Source organism: Proteus sp. Marseille-Q3619 (genome assembly GCF_965283115.1).
In genome coordinates, this window is the sequence record NZ_CBDIMP010000001.1 from 3,470,443 (window position 1) to 3,490,093 (window position 19,651).

The window sequence follows — 19,651 nt, forward strand, 5'->3', positions numbered from 1 at the left end:
TTTATTGGCGGGCTTTGTGTGAAAACAAAGCCCGTTTTTTATGGTACATAAAATGCAGATAAAAAATATCCGCCTTAAAGGCGGATATTTTGCTATTTGACAGGGACTACGCTTCGTCAACGTTTTCTTCGTCTTCTGGTGTAGGTTCAACAATTCGAACTTTATTAATTCTATGGTTGTTCACTTCTAACGGCTCAAATTCAATGCCATCAATAAGGATTTTCTCACCAACAGTTGGAACACGTTGTAAATGCTCCATTAATAAGCCTGCTAAGGTTTCATACTCACGTTTTTCATCCAGTTTGATTGGAATATAAAGCACTAAGTCTTCAAGTGGTGTAAAACCGTTTACAGTCCATGAACCGTCTTCGTTTTGAACCAAGTCATGACGTGAATCGTTTTCTTCAGAACTGACAGGTAAGTTACCTGCAATAGTTTCCATAACGTCAGTCAGCGTCACGATCCCTTCTACTGAACCAAATTCATCTACAACAAAAGCGAAGTGAGTGTGAGCACTGCGGAACTGTTCTAACGCTTGCAATAAAGATAAACCTTCAGGGAAAATCAAAGGTTGAGTGACCAATAAACGTAAGTTTAGAGGTTCATTACGCAACTGTTGATTCAGTAGTTGAATAACATTAACAACACCGACAGGTTCATCACCAGATTGTTCATCGGTGATCACTAGGCGAGAGTGAGGATCCTTTTCCAATAATTGGCGAATATCATCTTGTGTTGCATTTAAGTCTACGTATTCAACATCATGGCGAGACGTCATGATACTGTTAACATTACGTTGGCTTAAACCAAGCACACGTACAATCATTTGGCGTTCTTGAGGATCAAACACTTCTTCTGAACTGGAGACTAAATCAGATGTGTGAGGATCTAATTCAGAAGATTCAGGTTTACCATTAATAATACGTAGAACCGCTTCTGCTGTACGTTCACGCAAAGAGCGAGAAGCCGATAAGAAACGGCGACGGTTAAATTGTGCAAGCTGATTAAAGACTTCTATCATGATAGAGAAGCCAATCGCTGCATATAGGTAACCTTTTGGAATGGCGTAGCCAAAGCCTTCGGCAACTAATGCAAAACCAATCATCAGCAAGAAGCTTAAACACAAGATAACAATAGTTGGGTGGTTATTGACGAAATTTGTTAGAGGCTTACTTGCAAGGATCATCAAGAACATTGCAATAGTAACAGCCGCAATCATAACACCTAAATGATCAACCATACCCACAGCGGTTATCACTGAGTCAAGCGAGAATACCGCATCCAGCACGATAATTTGTGCAACGACAGACCAAAAGCTGGTCGTTTTGCGTTGTTTCCCTTCGTTGTGATCTTTACCTTCTAGCCGTTCATTAAGCTCCATTGTGGCTTTGAACAGCAAGAATATCCCTCCGAGAAGCATGATCAAGTCTCTTGCACTGAAAGGATGATCAAACAGTGTAATAAGAGGTTTTGTCAGAGTGATAAGCCAAGAGAGACTAAATAACAACACAATTCGCATAACAAGGGCACACAATAAACCTGTTATACGTGCTTTATCTCTTAGTTTTGCTGGGAGTTTATCTGCCAGAATAGCAATGAAAACAAGGTTATCAATACCAAGTACGATTTCGAGAACAATTAAGGTGGAGAGTCCTACCCAGATTGTCGGATCTAAGATCCATTCCATACAGTTTGTTTTACCTTCTATAAAGACGGCATATGCCGACTTGAGAATAATGAGCAATTTGAAGGAATTTTTCAATAAATTATTATTAGTAACAGGGGAATAATTTCATTTTGTCTAAAAGATTGTGATACCAATTACATCAATAACTACCACCAAGTGAGAGAGTGAGTTACTATGTGATCAGGTTAACAAATTGTCAGTACATTGATACTGGCAGGTTTATTTTCAGACGGGAGTTATTTTCATGTCCAAACAGCAAATCGGCGTGGTTGGTATGGCAGTTATGGGACGTAACCTTGCGCTAAATATTGAAAGCCGTGGTTATTCTGTATCTATTTACAACCGCTCAAGCGATAAAACTAACGAAGTTATCGCTGAAAATCCAGGTAAAAAACTGGTTCCGAATTATTCTATTGAAGAGTTTGTTGATTCGTTAGAAAAACCGCGCCGTATTTTATTAATGGTAAAAGCGGGTGAAGCAACGGATAAAACAATTGCTGCATTGACACCGCATTTAGATAAAGGCGATATCCTTATCGATGGCGGAAATACTTTCTTTAAAGATACTATTCGTCGTAACCGTGAATTATCAGCGCAAGGCTTTAACTTCATTGGTACAGGTGTTTCTGGTGGTGAAGAAGGTGCATTAAAAGGCCCTTCAATCATGCCTGGCGGACAAAAAGAAGCTTACGAATTAGTTGCTCCTATCCTTGAAAAAATTGCGGCTGTTGCTGAAGGTGAACCTTGTGTAACTTATATCGGTGCTGATGGTGCGGGTCACTATGTGAAAATGGTTCATAACGGTATCGAATATGGCGATATGCAGCTAATTGCAGAAGCGTATTCAGTATTAAAACATTCACTAGGCCTAACTAATGAAGAATTAGCAGAAACCTTCACCGAGTGGAATAAAGGCGAATTAAGCAGCTATCTAATTGAAATTACAGCTGATATCTTCCGTAAGAAAGATGACGAAGGTAAATATCTTGTAGATGTTATTCTTGATGAAGCGGCAAATAAAGGTACAGGTAAATGGACTAGCCAAAGTTCTTTAGACTTAGGTGTGCCAGTTACTCTTATTACTGAGTCTGTGTTTGCTCGTTATATCTCTTCATTAAAAGATCAACGCGTTGCTGCATCTAAAGTATTATCAGGCCCAACACCTAAAGCATTCTCAGGTGATAAAAAAGCCTTTATTGAAAATGTTCGCCGTGCACTGTATTTAGGTAAAATTGTCTCTTATGCTCAAGGCTTCCAACAACTGAAAGCAGCATCAGACGAATATAACTGGGATTTAAACTACGGTGAAATAGCGAAGATTTTCCGTGCGGGTTGTATCATCCGTGCTCAATTCCTGCAAAAAATTACAGATGCCTATAACGAAGATGCAAGTATTGCAAATCTGCTGTTAGCACCATACTTTAAACAAATCGCTGACGATTACCAACAAGCTCTGCGTGATGTTGTTTGTTATGGCGTACAAGCAGGTATTCCTACTCCAACATTCTCTGCGGCTATTTCTTACTACGATAGCTATCGTGCAGAAGTGTTACCAGCAAACTTAATCCAAGCTCAACGTGACTACTTTGGTGCGCATACTTATAAACGTACTGATAAAGATGGCGTATTCCATACCGAGTGGATGGAATAAATAAGATTAAATATTCGGTTATTTTAATCGAAATATAACAAATAAAAGGTGCTCAAATAGAGCACCTTTTTTATAGATGTGACCCGCCCTAAATAAGGTTGAGACTTTTCCAATCTATTGCTCAGAGACTTTCACATAATGAGGTTCTTCATTTACATTATCAGAGACTAAATTATCATTAGCAAAGTCTTCTCTGGATATTTTGCCACTAAAAATATCATTCATTCTCTCTTTATCAAGTGCATTTTCCCAACGAGCGACAACAATGCAAGCACAAGCATTACCGACAATATTGGTCAATGCACGGCATTCTGACATAAAGCGATCTATACCTAAGATAAGCGCCATACCTGCGACTGGAACACTAGGTACAACCGATAGCGTTGCTGCTAAGGTAATAAAGCCCGCGCCAGTGACACCCGCTGCACCTTTTGAGCTGATCATGGCAACAAACAGTAACGTAATTTGTTCTGTTAACGACAAATCAACGCCTGTTGCTTGAGCGATAAATAAAGCCGCCATAGTCATATAGATATTGGTGCCATCTAAATTAAAGGAATAACCTGTAGGAATAACTAAACCCACGACAGATTTTTTACAGCCCAGTTGCTCCATTTTACTCATTAATGTGGGTAGTGCGGCTTCAGATGAAGAGGTACCTAATACTAACCATAACTCGTCTTTAATGTATTTAATTAAAGAGAGAATGGAGAAGCCGTTATATTTGGCAACAGCACCTAATACCACGAGTACAAAAAGTAATGCAGTAAGGTAAAAAGTAATCACTAACAACATTAAATTGCCAATAGAAGAAATACCATATTTACCTATGGTAAACGCCATGGCACCAAAGGCACCAATAGGTGCTAACTTCATTAGCATACCAACCATCTTAAAGATGGGGTCGCAAAGATGCTGTAAGAATTTTAATACAGGTTCACCCTGTGAGCCTATTGATGCTAATGCTAGACCAAAAATCACAGAAACAAACAATACTTGCAAGATATTGCCGTTAACTAATGGGCTAACGATAGTATCTGGGATGATATTCATTAGAAAACTAACAAGAGAAGAGCTGTGTGCTTGTGTGACATACATTTCTACTCGGCTACTATCTAATGATTCAGGAGAGATATTTAAACCATCACCAGGGCGAATAATATTAGCGGTTATTAATCCAATAATCAGCGCAATAGTTGAAAAAGTTAAGAAGTAAATCATTGATTTACCTGCTACTTTTCCTACTGTTTTCATATTGTTCATGCCAGCAATACCGGTGACGACTGTTAAGAAAATCACAGGTGCAATAATCATTTTGACGATTTTGATAAAACCATCACCTAGCGGTTTGAAGGATTCACCCACATCAGGATAAAAATGACCAAGCAAAATACCTAGAATGATAGCGATAATCACTTGGACATATAACACACGATAAAAGGGGAGCTTGCGGGATGAAATCTGCATAAAAATTCCCTGTAACTGAAAGATATTGACTAAATAAAAAAGAAATTATGATGTAAATTATTATTTACATTTATTTTGTTGTGACAGGTAACTTAAAGGTATGAGTAAATCAGGTCAATAAAATAAAGTTGATTTTATCAAATATTGTGCTCTTCATCTAAAAAATTAGATTTAATTTCAGTTTATTGCTATTTGTGGAATTTATTTTTCTTAAATCAATAAGTTAATGAAATTATATTTTGTTTTAATTTATTGTATTTATTTAACAATATGTGTATTTAGCTTTGTTTTTTAGTGAATAAAATGATTTAAATGTAAAAAATATGAAAGGTAAGTAGTGAGAAAAGAGATTGGATGTAATGCTTTGTTTTTATTTAATTATTTTAAAAAAAGAGCGCATAAGCGCTCTTTTATGGATTATAGAAAATGATTTTTATTTTACTGGGATCTTAATTGAGTTATCAGACTCAATATTAATAGGAGCTAATGGAGCATCTTCAACAAATTCGCTTGATGCTCTACCACTAAAGACATCATTCATTCTTTCTTTATCTAAGGCATTTTCCCAACGAGCAACAACGATACAGGCACAAGCATTACCAACAAGATTGGTCAATGCGCGACACTCTGACATAAAGCGGTCAATCCCTAGAATTAATGCCATACCTGCAACGGGAACACTAGGTACAACGGATAAGGTTGCCGCTAAAGTAATAAAGCCAGCACCAGTAACACCCGCAGCACCTTTTGAACTTATCATTGCGACTAAGAGTAGAGTGATTTGTTCTGTTAATGAAAGCTCAATACCTGTGGCTTGTGCAATAAATAGAGCCGCCATGGTCATATAGATATTAGTACCATCTAAGTTAAAGGAGTAACCCGTTGGAATAACTAAGCCGACGACTGATTTTTTACAGCCTACATTTTCCATTTTACGCATTAAGCTAGGTAAAGCTGCTTCTGAAGAAGAAGTACCTAATACTAACCAAAGTTCATCTTTAATATATTTAATTAAAGAGAGAATAGAGAAGCCATTATATTTTGCAACAGCGCCTAACACGACAAGAACAAACAATAATGAAGTAATGTAGAAAGTCAGAACAAGCAATACTAAGTTACTGATTGATGAAATACCGTACTTTCCGATGGTAAAGGCCATGGCACCAAAAGCGCCGATAGGTGCTAATTTCATTAGCATACCGACCATTTTGAATACTGGCTCTGAGAAGTTTTGTAAGAACTTAAGAACTGGCTCGCCACGAGTCCCTATAGAGGCTAGTGCGATACCAAAGACCACAGAAACAAACAGTACTTGCAGAATATTGCCGTTAACTAATGGGCTGACAACAGTATCAGGGATGATATTCATTAAGAAACCAACAATAGAAGAATCATGGGCTTTTGCGACATAACTTTCTACTTTGCTCGCATCTAATGAAGCAGGAGAGATATTTAAACCATCACCTGGGCGAATAACATTTGCAACGATTAACCCAATAATTAATGCAATGGTAGAGAAAGTCAGGAAGTAAGCCATGGATTTACCCGCAACTGTACCTACCGCTTTCATATTATTCATACCTGCAATACCAGTGACGACTGTTAAAAAGATAACAGGTGCGATGATCATTTTTACAATTTTGATAAATCCATCACCAAGTGGTTTAAAGGATTCACCCACATCAGGGTAAAAATGCCCGAGCAAGATACCAAGTAAGATGGCAACGATAACTTGCACATAAAGCACTTTATAAAGCGGTTGTTTTTTAGTTGAAGTTTGCATGAAGATTTCCCTGCACCTATTGGTACATTGTTTATATATTTATTTGTATGTTAGAAAATAACTGAGTTGTAAATAGAATTTTACATTATTGTATTTTTATTGATGCTAACTTAAATGTACTACTAAATCAGGTCAATAAAATAAAATCTATTTAGTTAATTATTGAGTGCTGAATCGAAAAAAATAATTTAAATTTTCTACTTAGTACATTTTATAGTGTTATAGCTAAGGTAATGTGGAATTTATGGGATTTATTCTGAATTTTTGATTATTTTTAGTGTTAAGTGCTAACTGTGCTTTGGATTAGATTATCTAATATTGCTTTTAAGTGTGTAAATAAATACATACAGCAAGAATTGTTATCATGTTAACAATTACCCTTGGCTAAATTTATCTCTAGGGTAATTGTTAAATATAAGTTGGCTGTTTTTATTATTCGTTTTCTTCATCACGAATAAAAGAGATTAATTCAGGTTGTGCAATGCGTTTGTAATCTTGCGTATTCAGAATAATAGAACGCTCTAATGTGCCTGCATTAAAAGCTAACTCATTAAAGCGTTCAAAAAGCAAAGGGTCAGCGACAAGCTTCAATGCAGGGTGAAAACTAAAAGGGGGAATTGCACCAAATACGCATTGGGTAAGATCATCCACTTCTTTAGGGCTTGCCAGCGATGCTCTTGTTCCACCAATTTGGTGAGCGAGTTTTGACAGATCAGCTTGTTTATCGGCGGGTAATATTGCAAGAACATATTGTTTAACGCCGTTACCTTTTATATGGCAAACAAGTCCTTTTGCTCCCTGTCCTAATTGTGTTCCTCTGATTTTTGCAACTTCTTCAGAACGACCTGCGGTAGGGTGTTCCATAATACGGTAAGTGGCGTGGTTTTTATCTAATAAAGCAGTAAGTTGCTCAAAAATAGTCAAAGACATCAATGACTCCTGAATTTAATAAGTTATTTCTTTGATGTCATTATACGACTTTAAAAAAAATATTCTGCTGTGATGTTCACGGCTGGTTTTGATTATTTTGATAAGCTTTTCAAATTATTTTGTTACAAATGATAATATGTTAATAGTATTATCCTATTGAATTAATAGGGTAATTGGGCTTCTTTATTTAATTACCTGTAATAAAATGATAAACAAATTGATATTTATTCATTATTTTGATGATGATCAATTTAAGAACAAAAAGAATAGAACATATTAAAACGTAGATTTAATTACTAAAAAGGAAGTCAATAATGGCAGTTTCAACATTCTATATCCCTTCTGTAAATAAAATTGGTGCTGGTTGCCTTGCTGATGCTGTAAGTTCAATGAAAGACTTCGGTTTTCATAAAGCGTTGATCGTCACTGATAGCATTTTAAATCAACTAGGTGTTGTTGATAAAGTAAGTAAGTTACTGACAGAGGCTGGTATTTCTAGCGTTACTTATGATGGTACTGCACCGAACCCTACTGTTGAAAACGTAGAAGCGGGTTTAGCTCTGCTGAAAGAACATCAATGTGACTGTGTGATTTCTTTAGGTGGTGGTTCACCACATGATTGTGCTAAAGGTATCGCGTTAGTGGCTTCTAATGGTGGAAAAATTGCAGATTATGAAGGTGTTGACCGTTCAGCTAAACCGCAATTACCACTGATTTCAATTAATACCACAGCAGGTACAGCATCAGAAATGACACGTTTTTGTATCATCACAGATACTGCGCGTCATATCAAAATGGCTATCGTTGATAAAAACGTGACACCAATCTTATCTGTAAATGATTCAGAGTTAATGATTGGTATGCCAAAAGGTTTAACCGCTGCAACAGGTATGGATGCATTAACTCATGCTGTTGAAGCGTATGTTTCAATTGTTGCAAATCCAATCACTGATGCGTGTGCATTAAAAGCCGTTGCTATGATCAGCGGATCTTTACGTAAAGTTGTTGATAATGGTGGTGATGCAACAGCGCGTGAAAACATGGCTTACGCACAGTTCTTGGCAGGTATGGCATTTAATAACGCTTCTTTAGGTTATGTACATGCTATGGCTCACCAATTAGGTGGTTTCTATAACTTACCTCATGGTGTGTGTAATGCGGTTTTATTACCACATGTTCAAGCTTATAACATTCAAGCAGCAGCAGGTCGTTTAAAAGATATCGCACAAGCTATGGGTGTTGATGTTTCTGCAATGAGCGATGAGCAAGGCGCGAAAGCGTGTATTGAAGAAATTCGTAAAATGGCTAAAGATGTTGGTATTCCAGCAGGTCTGAAAGAATTAGGCGTGAAAGAAGAAGATTTCAAAACATTAGCTGAAAATGCGCTGAAAGACGCTTGTGCAATCACTAACCCAGTTCAGGGTTCTGAAAGTGATGTTATCGAGTTATTCCGCCAAGCAATGTAATGCTTAGAAAATAAAAAGCTAATTAAGCTATTACTTTTAATTTTTCTTAAAAATGAAGCCGATACTTTATTTTGTATCGGCTTTTTTCATCTTTATTAAGGTGATATTAATTACTCTGCTTTTTTATGGCGTTCTTGTAGGCAACCGATAACATCAGTGAGTGATAATGATTGGTCTTGCAGTAATACCATTAAGTGATAGAGCAAGTCTGAGGCTTCATTTTTTAGCTCTTCTCTGTCATTAACAGTTGCGGCCAGCGCTGTTTCTACACCTTCTTCGCCCACTTTTTGCGCTATTCGTTTTGTACCACTGGCATAAAGGCGGGCAGTATAAGAGCTATCTGGTGAGGCATTTTTACGTTCACGTAATAAATTTTCAAGCTCGTAGAGGAATCCCCACTGGCTTTGTGCAGGCGCAAAGCAACTCTCAGTACCATTATGGCAAGTTGGACCAATCGGATTGGCTAAAATAAGTAAAGTATCGTTATCACAGTCAGGATAAATATTGACTAATTTGAGAAAGTTGCCTGAGGTTTCACCTTTTGCCCATAAACGCTGTTTAGTGCGTGAATAGAAGGTAACATTTCCACTTTCTAGAGTGACATTTAATGCTTCTTTGTTCATGTAACCTAGCATTAATACATCACCTGAAATGGCATTTTGGATAACCACAGGCATGAGATTATCGACTTTTTTCCAATCTAGTTGCGCTACTGTTTCACTATTCATTATATTCTTACCTTAACGTCATTCTTTGCAAGATACTGTTTTAATTCGTTGATATTAATTATTTGTTTATGAAAAACAGAGGCTGCAAGAGCGCCATCAACATTGGCTAATTTAAATGCATCAAGAAAGTGTGACATTTCACCCGCACCGCCAGAGGCAATAAGAGGAACATCTGCAACTTGGCGTACTTGAGCTAATTGTTTCAAGTCATAACCTTGTCTGACACCATCTTGATTCATCATATTTAAAACAATTTCACCTGCACCTAATCGCTGAACTTCACGTACCCAATCAAGGGTTTTCCAGTGTGTTTGCTGAGTACGTTTTTCATCACCTGTGAATTGATAAACTAAATATTCGCCTGTTTTTTCGTCGAACCATGTATCAATACCCACAACAACACATTGCACACCATAACGTTCAGCAAGGCGCGAAATAAGAGAGGGATCTGAAAGTGCAGGTGAATTAATTGATATTTTATCTGCACCAAAAGAGAGAATTTTCCCAGCATCTTCAATAGAGCGAATACCACCAGCAACACAAAATGGAATATCAATCACTTCAGCAACGCGCGATACCCAGCTTTTATCAACCACACGACCATCAGAAGAGGCGGTAATATCGTAAAATACCAGTTCATCAGCGCCTTCTTTGGCATAGCGTTCAGCAAGAGGGACAATATCACCAATGATTTCATGATTACGAAATTGAACACCTTTAACGACCTGTCCATCACGAACATCAAGACAAGGTATTATGCGTTTTGCCAACATGATATCGCCTCTTTTAATGTAAATTTGCCTTCTAATAATGCTCTACCAACAATAATACCGGCAACACCTGATGCTGGAAGATCTGCGATATCTTGTAAATCACCAATACCGCCCGAAGCTTGGAATAAAATATCAGGGAAACGCTGGCTAATTTCTTTATACAGTTCAACGTTAGAACCTGCTAATGTGCCATCACGAGAAATGTCGGTACACAACACATGTTTTAATCCCACACTTTGATAAAGCTTGATGATCTCTTCAAGAGTATAAGGGGAGTTCTCTTGCCAACCACTGACAGCTACCCACTTTTTGCCTTGTTTATCAATGCGAACATCAAGGGCTAACACAATGGCATTTGCACCATAGCGCTCAAACCATGTTTTCACCATTTCAGGCTGGCTAACTGCGGTAGAGCCAATAACAACACGGCTTGCACCTGCTTCTAATAGCGATTTCACATCATCTTCAGTGCGAATACCACCACCGACTTGTACAGGGACATTGACACAAGCAACAAGTTCTTTTAACAGTGGAATTTGGCGAGCAGACGGATCTTTTGCCCCCGTTAAATCCACTAGGTGAAGTAGCTTTGCGCCATCTTTTTCATATTGTTGGTAGCGTGTCAGCGGATTATCATCATAATCACGCTGTTTTGCATAATCACCCTGATGAAGACGAACTACTTTCCCATCAATTAAATCTAATGCTGGAATAATCATAACGGATTACATCTCCAAAAAATTCTTGATAAGTTGAGCGCCCGCTTTACCTGAACGTTCTGGGTGAAATTGCACTCCATAAAAATTATCTTTTTGAATTGCGCTACTAAAGCGAGAGCCGTATTCAGTTTCAGCAATCGTCGATTCATTGAGCGCTAGAGCGTAGCTATGAACAAAATAGAACCAAGCATTGTCATCAAGTGAACGAAAAAGAGGATGTCCTGGTTTTGCTAATACTTGATTCCAACCCATATGAGGCAATGGTAAACCCGCTGTATCAAGCTTATCTATGGTGCCATCAACTAAACCTAATAAAGGAATATCTTTACCTTCCTCGCTTAGTGAAGCCAATATTTGCATACCTAAACAAATACCTAAAACTGGTTGTGTTAAGGCTTTAATTAAAGGAATTAGCTCACGAGCTTTGAGCTGTTCCATTGCTGCTCTCGCTGTTCCTACTCCGGGTAAAAAGAGTTTATCTGCAGATAACACCACGTTTTTTTCATAGGACACAATTGGATCATAACCGAGTCGCTTAACAGCGTAAGCGACAGAGGCTAAATTGGCACAACCCGTATCAAGAATAACCACTTTCATCACAGAACACCTTTTGAGCTTGGTAACGTATTTCCTTCAACACGAATGGCTTGGCGCAATGTACGACCAAAGACTTTAAATAAGCTTTCAGCTTTGTGGTGATCGTTTTTACCTTTCGATTTCAGGTGCAACGTGCAACCCATGGTGTAGGAGAGGGAACGGAAAAAGTGTTCAATCATCTCTGTACTTAAATCACCGACGCGTTGATATTTAAATTCGGCTTTGTACTCAAGGTGTGGACGACCAGAAATATCTAACGCACAACTTGCAAGGCACTCATCCATTGGTAATGTAAAACCAAAGCGAGCAATACCTCGTTTATCACCTAATGCTTCACGTAATGCTTCACCCAAAGCAAGACCGGTATCTTCCACAGTGTGGTGATCATCAATAACTAAATCACCTTTTACATTGATATTCATGCGAAAACCGCCGTGTGTGGCAATTTGATCAAGCATGTGATCAAAGAAACCAACACCAGTGCTGATCTGACTATCACCTTCGCGATCTAGCCAGATATCAATGGCGATTTGTGTCTCTTTTGTTTTTCGCTCAACGTGAGCGTAGCGATCTTTTTTCGTCAGTTGTTCTGTAATGACCGCCCAATTGAGTTTATCGGCATTATAAAGCATGCCTTTGATACCCATATTTTCAGCTAGCTGAATATCAGTTTGTCTATCGCCAATAACATAACTGTTATCTTTATCTAGTGCGCCATCAACTAAATATTGGGTGACAAGCCCTGTTTCTGGTTTGCGACAAGGGCAGTTGTCTTCAGGTTTATGAGGGCAAATTAAAACATCATCAAATGTGATCCCTTGTGATGAAAAAATCTGCATCATTAAATTATGAGGAGGATCGAAATCTGCTTGAGGAAAACTTTCTGTGCCTAATCCATCCTGATTTGTGATCATAATGAGTTTATAACCTGCTTTTTGTAGCGCAGTCAGTGCGGGGATCACGCCGTTTTCAAAGGCAAGTTTATCGAGTCTATCAACTTGGTAATCTGTGGGCGGTTCCGTGATTAAAGTACCATCACGGTCGATAAAAAGAATTTTTTGGCTCATGGTTGAGATCCCTCAGTTGCGATTTTTTGTTGTTATCGTTTTTAATGTTTTATACGTTTGCAGTTTGAATATTTTTTATGGCATTAATCACGCTATCACATTCTTCTGCTGTACCGATAGAAATACGCAAACAGCCATTAAGCCCATATTGACGTTGTTGATCGCGTAAAATAATCCCTTGTTCCCATAAAGTACGGAAAACCAGATTAGCATCAGTGAATTTCACTAAAATATAGTTGGTTTCACTGTTATAAACCTGTTCTACATTAGGCAATTTTTTTAACATATCAGATAAAATGCTTCTGTTACGTGTAATTTCTGCCACTCGTTTTTTCATTATCTCAATACTTGCTTCTGTTAATGCTTGCGCAGCAATATCTGCAACAGGTGTTGAAAGTGGGTACGGTGCGATCACCTTTAGTAATAATTCAATGACCGGCGGGTTGGCAAGCGCAAAGCCACAACGAAGCCCTGCTAAAGCAAAAGCTTTCGATAAGGTTCGCAAAATAACTAAATTCGGATAATCTTCAAGCCATGAAACAATTGACGCTTGTGGGCAAAATTCAATATAAGCTTCATCGACTGCTACAATCGCTTTGTCTTTCGCCAACGCTAATACATCCCGAATAAGAGAAGGATTAACAATATTTCCAGTTGGATTATTTGGGCTGCATAGGTAGATAAGTTTTACATTATCAAGCTGTGACGCTATTGCTTTAACATCAGGGCTCCAATCAGCAAGTGTAGGGACAACACGCTGCTCTATACCAAAGGTTTCAGCACTAACGCTATACATACCGTAAGTAGGAGGGCAATAAAGTACAGCATCTTTACCTGGCTCACAAAAAGCGCGAATAAGTAGTTCAATCGCTTCATCTGCACCACGGCTAACTAAGACTTGATTCGCATTCACACCTACGTATGCAGCATAACGATTGATCACATTAACAGGTTGGCATTCAGGGTAACGATTTAAGTTTTTTTCATTAAAAGTAAAGTCAGGCGCGATAGGGTATTCATTGGCATTTAACCACACAGAACCATTTCCACCTAAGCGTCGAGCAGATTGATAAGGTGTTAATTCTCGTACATTTTTTCTTGCAAGTGTATTGATATCAAATTCAGTTTTCATCACTCTTTTTCCCCTGAGCTAAAGCGTTAACGCGAAGTGTGACAGCATTTTTGTGTGCGGTGAGTTGTTCTGCTTGCGCTAATATTTCAATAGTCTGTGCTAAATCAGATAAACCTTGTGCTGTGAGTTTCTGTACTGTCATACGTTTCATAAAATCAGCTAAGCCTAAGCTTGAGTAGGTTGCTGTATAGCCATAAGTCGGTAGAACGTGATTAGTACCAGAAGCATAATCTCCCGCAGATTCAGGCGACCAAGCACCAAGAAAAACAGATCCAGCGCTGGTAATGCTATCAACACGGCTATCAGCATCATTAGTTTGAATAATTAAGTGTTCTGGACCATAGCTGTTACTAATTTCAATACACTGGTCGAGATCACGAGTAATAATGACGCGGCTTTCTGCAAGTGCTTGTTTAGCGATTTCAGCGCGGCTTAATAGCGCCAGTTGTGTTTCTGTTTCAGCAATAACGGCTTTAGCGAGTGTTTCATCAGGTGTTAATAACACAACTTGTGAATCAGGGCCGTGTTCAGCTTGTGAAAGTAAGTCAGCGGCAATAAATGCAGGATTTGCATCCGCATCAGCAATCACTAATACTTCAGAAGGGCCTGCTGGCATATCGATTGCAGCACCTTGTAGTGATTGACTTGCTTGGCGTTTGGCTTCAGTGACATAGGCATTACCAGGGCCAAAAATTTTATCAACCTTAGGAATAGATTCAGTACCAAATGCCATAGCTGCAATCGCCTGTGCACCACCTACTTGGAAAATTTCATCAATACCAATTTGTTGAGCAATATATAAAATTTCATCAGCAATAGGGGGCGGCGAGCAAAGAATAACTTTGCGACAACCCGCAATACGGGCTGGAATACCTAACATCATTACTGTTGAGAGTAATGGTGCCGAACCTCCCGGAATATAAAGCCCTACCGCATCAATGGGTCTGCTTACTTGTTGGCAAAATACACCCGGCTGAGTTTCCACGTTGATAGTGTTAGGAATTTGAGCCTCATGAAAGCGACGAATATTATTCATCGCCTGTGCTATTGCCTGTTTTATTTTGCTATCAAGTCTTGATGAGGCTGCATCAATTTGCGATTTTGACACCAAAACACTTTCCGGCGCTGCCTTATCGAATTTTTGGCTGAGTGCTTTAAGCGCTTTATCTCCATCATTGCGTACCTGTGAAATGATGCTAGCAACTTGTTCTGTAATTGAACCTGATGCAGAAATTGCAGGGCGAGTTAATAGCACTTGTTGCTGTTCTTTAGTGCATTTATTCCAGTAAGTTAATGTATTAAAACCCGTTTTCATCATTTCACCTTATTCCATCATTTTTTCAATTGGTAAAACAAGAATTGAACTTGCACCTAATGCTTTAAGTTTTTCCATTGTTTCCCAGAATAGGGTTTCGCTACTTACCATGTGCATTGCAACGCGATTTTGGTCACCCGCCAAAGGTAAAATAGTCGGTCTTTCAGCTCCCGGAAGTAATGCAATGACATCTTCAAGACAATCACTTGGTGCGTGTAACATAATGTATTTTGATTCTCGAGCTTGAATAACGCCTTGAATACGCGTTAATAAGCGGTCGATAAGTGCTTGTTTATCGGTTTCCATGTCACCATCGCGTTGGATCAAACAGGCTTTTGAGCGATAAATCACTTCAACTTCTTTTAAACCGTTGGCTTCTAATGTTGCACCAGTAGAAACTAAGTCGCAGATAGAGTCAGCAAGACCTGCACGAGGGGCAACTTCAACAGAGCCATTTAATAAACAGGATTTAAACTTGATGCCTTTTTGGTCTAAATAGCGTTTGAGCAGATTTGGATAGGAGGTTGCTATACGAGTATTATTTAAGCATTCCACACCCTGATAATCGAAATCAACAGGGGTTGCGAGAGATAAGCGACAGCCACCGAAATCAAGACGACGTAGTGTCAGATAATTTGGGTTTTCACCTTGTGAACGACGCTTTAATAGCTCTTCTTCTAAAACGTTTTCACCAATGATCCCTAAATCAACAACGCCATCCATTACCAATCCTGGAATATCGTCATCTCTAACACGCAAAATATCGATTGGCATATTTTCAGCGTAAGCAATCAGGCGCTGTTGATTTAAGTTAATTTTGATGCCACAACGTGCTAAAAGAGCACGAGAATCATCGCTTAAACGTCCTGATTTTTGCATTGCGATCCTTAATCTTGCTTTATCTAACATAATATTACCCTATCATTGTCCATATTTTTGTTATGAAAATTAGCTATAAAAAAACCCCGGAAGTTGCCTTCCGGGGTTTTTATTGTTTGTCTGCATTCAGACCACCGGAAGCGTTTCTTAAACGTCTTCCAGCACTCATCGCCTGAAAGACTAGTCAGGGTGATGGTGATGATGGTGGTTTAGTTGAATGCTATACATAATTATTTTCCTAGCTAATAACACTATTTGTTATTTAATAATGCCCGTTACTGTTAATCTGTATTTAGTAACCTGCATTTAGAATTTGTCTGCCTTTCAACCTACATGATTTACAAAGCAGAAAGCAACCTATTTTTTAATAATAATTTAATTATTTTATAACCTTTTGTTTTTAATGTAATTTTAATATTTCTCTTATTTACTTAATGGAACAAGTAGGCGAGTATATAGGGAGATGCTAAACGTTCACGAAATATAAGTAGTATTTATAAGTAATGGCGAAACTAAAATTTTATAGCATACTTTGACTAAGCCATTTAAGTAGGGGAGCAAAATGAAACGAATAACCATCGTAGGATTAGGTTGGTTAGGTTTACCACTTGCCGTTGCGTTGCGTGATGCAGGCTATCAAGTTAAAGGGACTAAAACCACTGAAGATGGTGTAGAAGCAGCAAGAATGAGTGGCATTGACTGCTGTTTAGTGAATTTAACACCCGCAATTGAATGTGATAGAGATGATTTTGATTACTTAATGGAAACTGACGTTCTCATTATCACGTTACCACCAAGTGCTGCTGGTGGAGGTTATGATTATGTTGAAGCCATTCAGACGCTGGTGGATAGCGCAATGTCTCGCCATGTTACGAGAGTCATTTACATTAGCTCTACTTCTGTATATGGCAATCAAACAGGTAATATCACGGAAGAAATGGATATTCGACCAGAAACACAATCAGCAAAAATGTTAGCAGAAGTTGAGAACTGGCTACATCGTTTACCGTTGACTACAGTTGATATTCTTCGATTAGCAGGATTAGTCGGGCCGGGTCGTCATGCAGGACGTTTTTTATCAGGTAAAAAACAGGTAAAAGGCGCTCATCAATGCGTTAACTTAGTCCACTTAGACGATGTGATTTTTGCAGTTGAACAACTTCTTGCGCAGAATGAAGGTGGCCATTTATATAATTTATGTGCTCCAATTCACCCTAAAAAGAAAGAATTTTATTCAAGAGTGTCGAATCAACTCGATCTTATTCCGCCAGAATTTGTTGAAGAAGAGAAGCCTTTAATACGAGAAATTGATGGTCAGGAGATCTGTCGAGATCTTGGATTTCATTACCATTATCCAGATCCCGACAAAATGCCAATGAATTAACTTAATTTACAGGCAATAACACGATATCACGGAAAATAGGTCTTTCACTTAATTGTGCAAACCAACGCTCAATGTGAGGGAAGTTAGGTCTATCTTTGCAAACTTCAAGCCACGGGTAGACCAATGGTGCGATCGCCATATCGGCAAGAGAGAATGCATCTCCTGCGAAATAAGTTGTTTTTGCAAGTTGGTCGTCAGCAATTTTGATTAATTTATTAAGCTTCTCTTTCAACGCGTTAACAATCTCAGGATTTTGCTGCTCTTTAGGCGTGCGAACAATCATGATCATCATTTGTTGAATGGGAGAAAATAGGCTGCCATTTGACCAATCCATCCATTTTTCTACATTTGCTCGTTGTTTCGGATCAATGGGATAGAGGGTATTATTGTCATATTTTGTACATAAATAACGAATAATGGTATTAGACTCCCATAAAGCAAAGTCATCATCTTGTAAGGTTGGAATAGAAGCGTTGGGATTCATCGCTAAATAATTTGCTTCATTGAGTCCACCAAAAGGGCCACCAACGTCGATTTGTTCATAAGGAACATTTAATTCTTTTAAGCACCAAAGAACTTTTTTAACGTTAGATGAGTTTTTTCTACCCCAGACTTTTAACATAAAGGTCTCCTAAACCACGATAAGTAATAAAATTTCCCTCTATAGGGCGCTAAATATGAATATAAGATAAATCTCTATATATCAATGTTGGCGTCTTATTCCAGAAAGCCATATAGTAGGAAAGCTTTAACAAATTGATATAAAAGGGTGATCGGTAATGAAAAAAAATATTCCATCTGTTCTGGGTAAGGTTACCGCGGGAATGGGTTTACTGCTAATTATTTCTAGTCCTTCATTTGCAGTAAATAATCCGGTACCTCCTCAAATAGAGGCAAAATCTTATGTATTAATGGATTACAACAGCGGAAAAATTCTGGCATCAGAGAAACCTGATGAGCGTTTAGATCCCGCCAGCCTGACAAAAATTATGAGTAGCTACGTTGTTGGGCAAGCTATCAAAGAAGGTCGTATGTCTCCTGACGATATGGTTATTGTTGGACGTAATGCGTGGGCAACGGGAAATCCGGTATTGAAGGGATCATCATTGATGTTCTTGAAACCGGGTGATCAGGTCAAAGTGATTGATTTAAACCGCGGTATGGTTATTCAATCTGGTAATGATGCCAGTATTGCATTAGCAGAACATGTTGCGGGTAGTCAGGAAACCTTTGTTGATTTAATGAATTCTTATGCTAAGAATCTCGGTTTAAAAAATACACACTTTAAAACCGTTCATGGGTTAGATTCTGATGGACAATATACAACCGCACAAGATATGGCATTACTGACAGCAGCCATGATCCGCGATGTTCCTTCTGAGTATGAAATTCATAAAGAAAAAGAATTTACATTCAACAATATTCGTCAGCCAAACCGTAACCGTTTATTGTGGAATAAAAATATGAATGTCGATGGTGTGAAAACAGGTCACACTAATGGAGCAGGGTACAATCTTGTTTCTTCGGCAACTGAAGGTGATATGCGCTTGATTGCTGTTGTTTTAGGAACACCATCAGATAAAGTGCGTTTTGCTGAAAGTGAAAAATTATTAGGCTGGGGTTTCCGCTTTTTTGAAACGGTAACACCTGTAAAAGCAGATACACCACTGACAACTCAAAAAGTGTGGTATGGCGATAAAGGTGAAGTAGCATTAGGGGTTGCTAACGATGCTTCAATTACCATTCCTAAAGGTGAATTGAAAAATCTGAAAGCCTCTTTTACTTTAACTAATCCTGTATTAGAAGCGCCGTTAACGCAAAATCAGGTTGTAGGTACAGTTAACTTTTTATTAAATGATGAAGTGATTGAACAACGCCCATTAGTTGTAAAAGAAGCGGTTGAGGAAGGCGGTTTCTTTAGTCGTATTTGGGATTTTGTTGTTAAAACAGTATCTGGTTGGTTTAATGCTATTTTTGGTTAATTCACCAATAATGGATCTATCAAAGCGTTACTGAGTTTTTCACCCAAAAAGAAAGACTAGCTGTTATTTTTGTATAAATAATCCGTAATTG

17 protein-coding genes and 1 other annotated feature are annotated in these 19,651 nt (G+C 38.3%); of the genes, 4 read left to right on the forward strand and 13 right to left on the reverse strand.

All coding sequences use genetic code 11. The features are described 5' to 3' along the window. Positions 1 to 106: 106 nt before the first annotated feature. Complete coding sequence (locus ACWPWK_RS15960) at positions 107 to 1,687, reverse strand: TerC family protein (protein ID WP_109373472.1); 1,581 nt, start codon at positions 1,685 to 1,687, stop codon at positions 107 to 109. Between the two features lie 244 nt (positions 1,688 to 1,931). On the opposite strand from ACWPWK_RS15960, the gene gndA reads away from it, so the two are divergent. Beyond that, positions 1,932 to 3,338, forward strand: a complete 1,407-nt coding sequence (gene gndA, locus ACWPWK_RS15965) for an NADP-dependent phosphogluconate dehydrogenase (protein WP_023581264.1) — start codon at positions 1,932 to 1,934, stop codon at positions 3,336 to 3,338. A gap of 114 nt (positions 3,339 to 3,452) precedes the next feature. Here gndA and ACWPWK_RS15970 read toward each other — a convergent pair whose 3' ends face one another. The 3 genes from ACWPWK_RS15970 to ACWPWK_RS15980 all read right to left on the reverse strand — a co-directional run bounded on the left by ACWPWK_RS15970 (position 3,453) and on the right by ACWPWK_RS15980 (position 7,518). Beyond that, positions 3,453 to 4,805 carry a dicarboxylate/amino acid:cation symporter gene (locus ACWPWK_RS15970; protein ID WP_109373473.1) on the reverse strand — a complete coding sequence of 451 codons (1,353 nt, stop codon included), beginning with the start codon at positions 4,803 to 4,805 and terminating at the stop codon, positions 3,453 to 3,455. Positions 4,806 to 5,238: 433 nt separating this feature from the next. Then, positions 5,239 to 6,588 carry a dicarboxylate/amino acid:cation symporter gene (locus ACWPWK_RS15975; protein ID WP_109373474.1) on the reverse strand — a complete coding sequence of 450 codons (1,350 nt, stop codon included), beginning with the start codon at positions 6,586 to 6,588 and terminating at the stop codon, positions 5,239 to 5,241. Between the two features lie 432 nt (positions 6,589 to 7,020). Then, complete coding sequence (locus tag ACWPWK_RS15980) at positions 7,021 to 7,518, reverse strand: YbaK/prolyl-tRNA synthetase associated domain-containing protein (protein ID WP_109373475.1); 498 nt, start codon at positions 7,516 to 7,518, stop codon at positions 7,021 to 7,023. A gap of 314 nt (positions 7,519 to 7,832) precedes the next feature. Here ACWPWK_RS15980 and yiaY point away from each other — a divergent pair, with 314 nt between their 5' ends. After that, positions 7,833 to 8,984, forward strand: a complete 1,152-nt coding sequence (yiaY, locus tag ACWPWK_RS15985) for an L-threonine dehydrogenase (protein WP_454209219.1) — start codon at positions 7,833 to 7,835, stop codon at positions 8,982 to 8,984. A 110-nt stretch (positions 8,985 to 9,094) separates the two neighbouring features. Here yiaY and hisIE read toward each other — a convergent pair whose 3' ends face one another. From hisIE to hisG, 8 genes are read right to left on the reverse strand one after another with little or no spacing between them, the layout of a single operon-like run. Next, positions 9,095 to 9,712, reverse strand: coding sequence for a bifunctional phosphoribosyl-AMP cyclohydrolase/phosphoribosyl-ATP diphosphatase HisIE (gene hisIE / locus ACWPWK_RS15990; protein ID WP_162558383.1), 618 nt, complete (start codon positions 9,710 to 9,712; stop codon positions 9,095 to 9,097). Next, positions 9,712 to 10,485, reverse strand: a complete 774-nt coding sequence (hisF, locus tag ACWPWK_RS15995) for an imidazole glycerol phosphate synthase subunit HisF (protein WP_109373478.1) — start codon at positions 10,483 to 10,485, stop codon at positions 9,712 to 9,714. Before hisF ends, hisIE begins: the two co-directional genes overlap by 1 nt. Continuing rightward, positions 10,467 to 11,204, reverse strand: coding sequence for a 1-(5-phosphoribosyl)-5-[(5-phosphoribosylamino)methylideneamino]imidazole-4-carboxamide isomerase (hisA, locus tag ACWPWK_RS16000; protein ID WP_109373479.1), 738 nt, complete (start codon positions 11,202 to 11,204; stop codon positions 10,467 to 10,469). The genes hisF and hisA overlap by 19 nt, the downstream gene beginning before the upstream one ends. A gap of 6 nt (positions 11,205 to 11,210) precedes the next feature. Further along, positions 11,211 to 11,801, reverse strand: a complete 591-nt coding sequence (hisH, locus tag ACWPWK_RS16005) for an imidazole glycerol phosphate synthase subunit HisH (RefSeq protein WP_109373480.1) — start codon at positions 11,799 to 11,801, stop codon at positions 11,211 to 11,213. After that, complete coding sequence (gene hisB / locus ACWPWK_RS16010) at positions 11,801 to 12,868, reverse strand: bifunctional histidinol-phosphatase/imidazoleglycerol-phosphate dehydratase HisB (RefSeq protein WP_109373481.1); 1,068 nt, start codon at positions 12,866 to 12,868, stop codon at positions 11,801 to 11,803. The genes hisH and hisB overlap by 1 nt, the downstream gene beginning before the upstream one ends. A gap of 49 nt (positions 12,869 to 12,917) precedes the next feature. After that, the gene (gene hisC, locus ACWPWK_RS16015) at positions 12,918 to 14,000 is read right to left on the reverse strand and encodes a histidinol-phosphate transaminase (RefSeq protein WP_109373482.1); all 1,083 of its coding nucleotides are present in this window, start codon (positions 13,998 to 14,000) and stop codon (positions 12,918 to 12,920) included. Then, complete coding sequence (hisD, locus tag ACWPWK_RS16020; protein WP_109373483.1) at positions 13,990 to 15,318, reverse strand: histidinol dehydrogenase; 1,329 nt, start codon at positions 15,316 to 15,318, stop codon at positions 13,990 to 13,992. Before hisD ends, hisC begins: the two co-directional genes overlap by 11 nt. A gap of 6 nt (positions 15,319 to 15,324) precedes the next feature. Then, positions 15,325 to 16,224 carry an ATP phosphoribosyltransferase gene (gene hisG, locus ACWPWK_RS16025; protein WP_109373484.1) on the reverse strand — a complete coding sequence of 300 codons (900 nt, stop codon included), beginning with the start codon at positions 16,222 to 16,224 and terminating at the stop codon, positions 15,325 to 15,327. Between the two features lie 44 nt (positions 16,225 to 16,268). Beyond that, positions 16,269 to 16,399: a sequence feature (His leader region), on the reverse strand. Between the two features lie 357 nt (positions 16,400 to 16,756). Here hisG and ACWPWK_RS16030 point away from each other — a divergent pair. Further along, a complete protein-coding gene (locus tag ACWPWK_RS16030) occupies positions 16,757 to 17,578 on the forward strand; it encodes an SDR family oxidoreductase (RefSeq protein WP_109373485.1) in 822 nt (273 codons plus the stop codon). A gap of 1 nt (position 17,579) precedes the next feature. Here ACWPWK_RS16030 and ACWPWK_RS16035 read toward each other — a convergent pair whose 3' ends face one another. After that, the gene (locus tag ACWPWK_RS16035; RefSeq protein WP_109373486.1) at positions 17,580 to 18,200 is read right to left on the reverse strand and encodes a glutathione S-transferase family protein; all 621 of its coding nucleotides are present in this window, start codon (positions 18,198 to 18,200) and stop codon (positions 17,580 to 17,582) included. Positions 18,201 to 18,357: 157 nt separating this feature from the next. Here ACWPWK_RS16035 and ACWPWK_RS16040 point away from each other — a divergent pair, with 157 nt between their 5' ends. Next, positions 18,358 to 19,560 (forward strand): serine hydrolase, encoded by a 1,203-nt coding sequence (locus ACWPWK_RS16040; RefSeq protein WP_109373487.1) that lies wholly within the window; start codon positions 18,358 to 18,360, stop codon positions 19,558 to 19,560. The last annotated feature ends 91 nt before the right edge of the window (positions 19,561 to 19,651 follow it).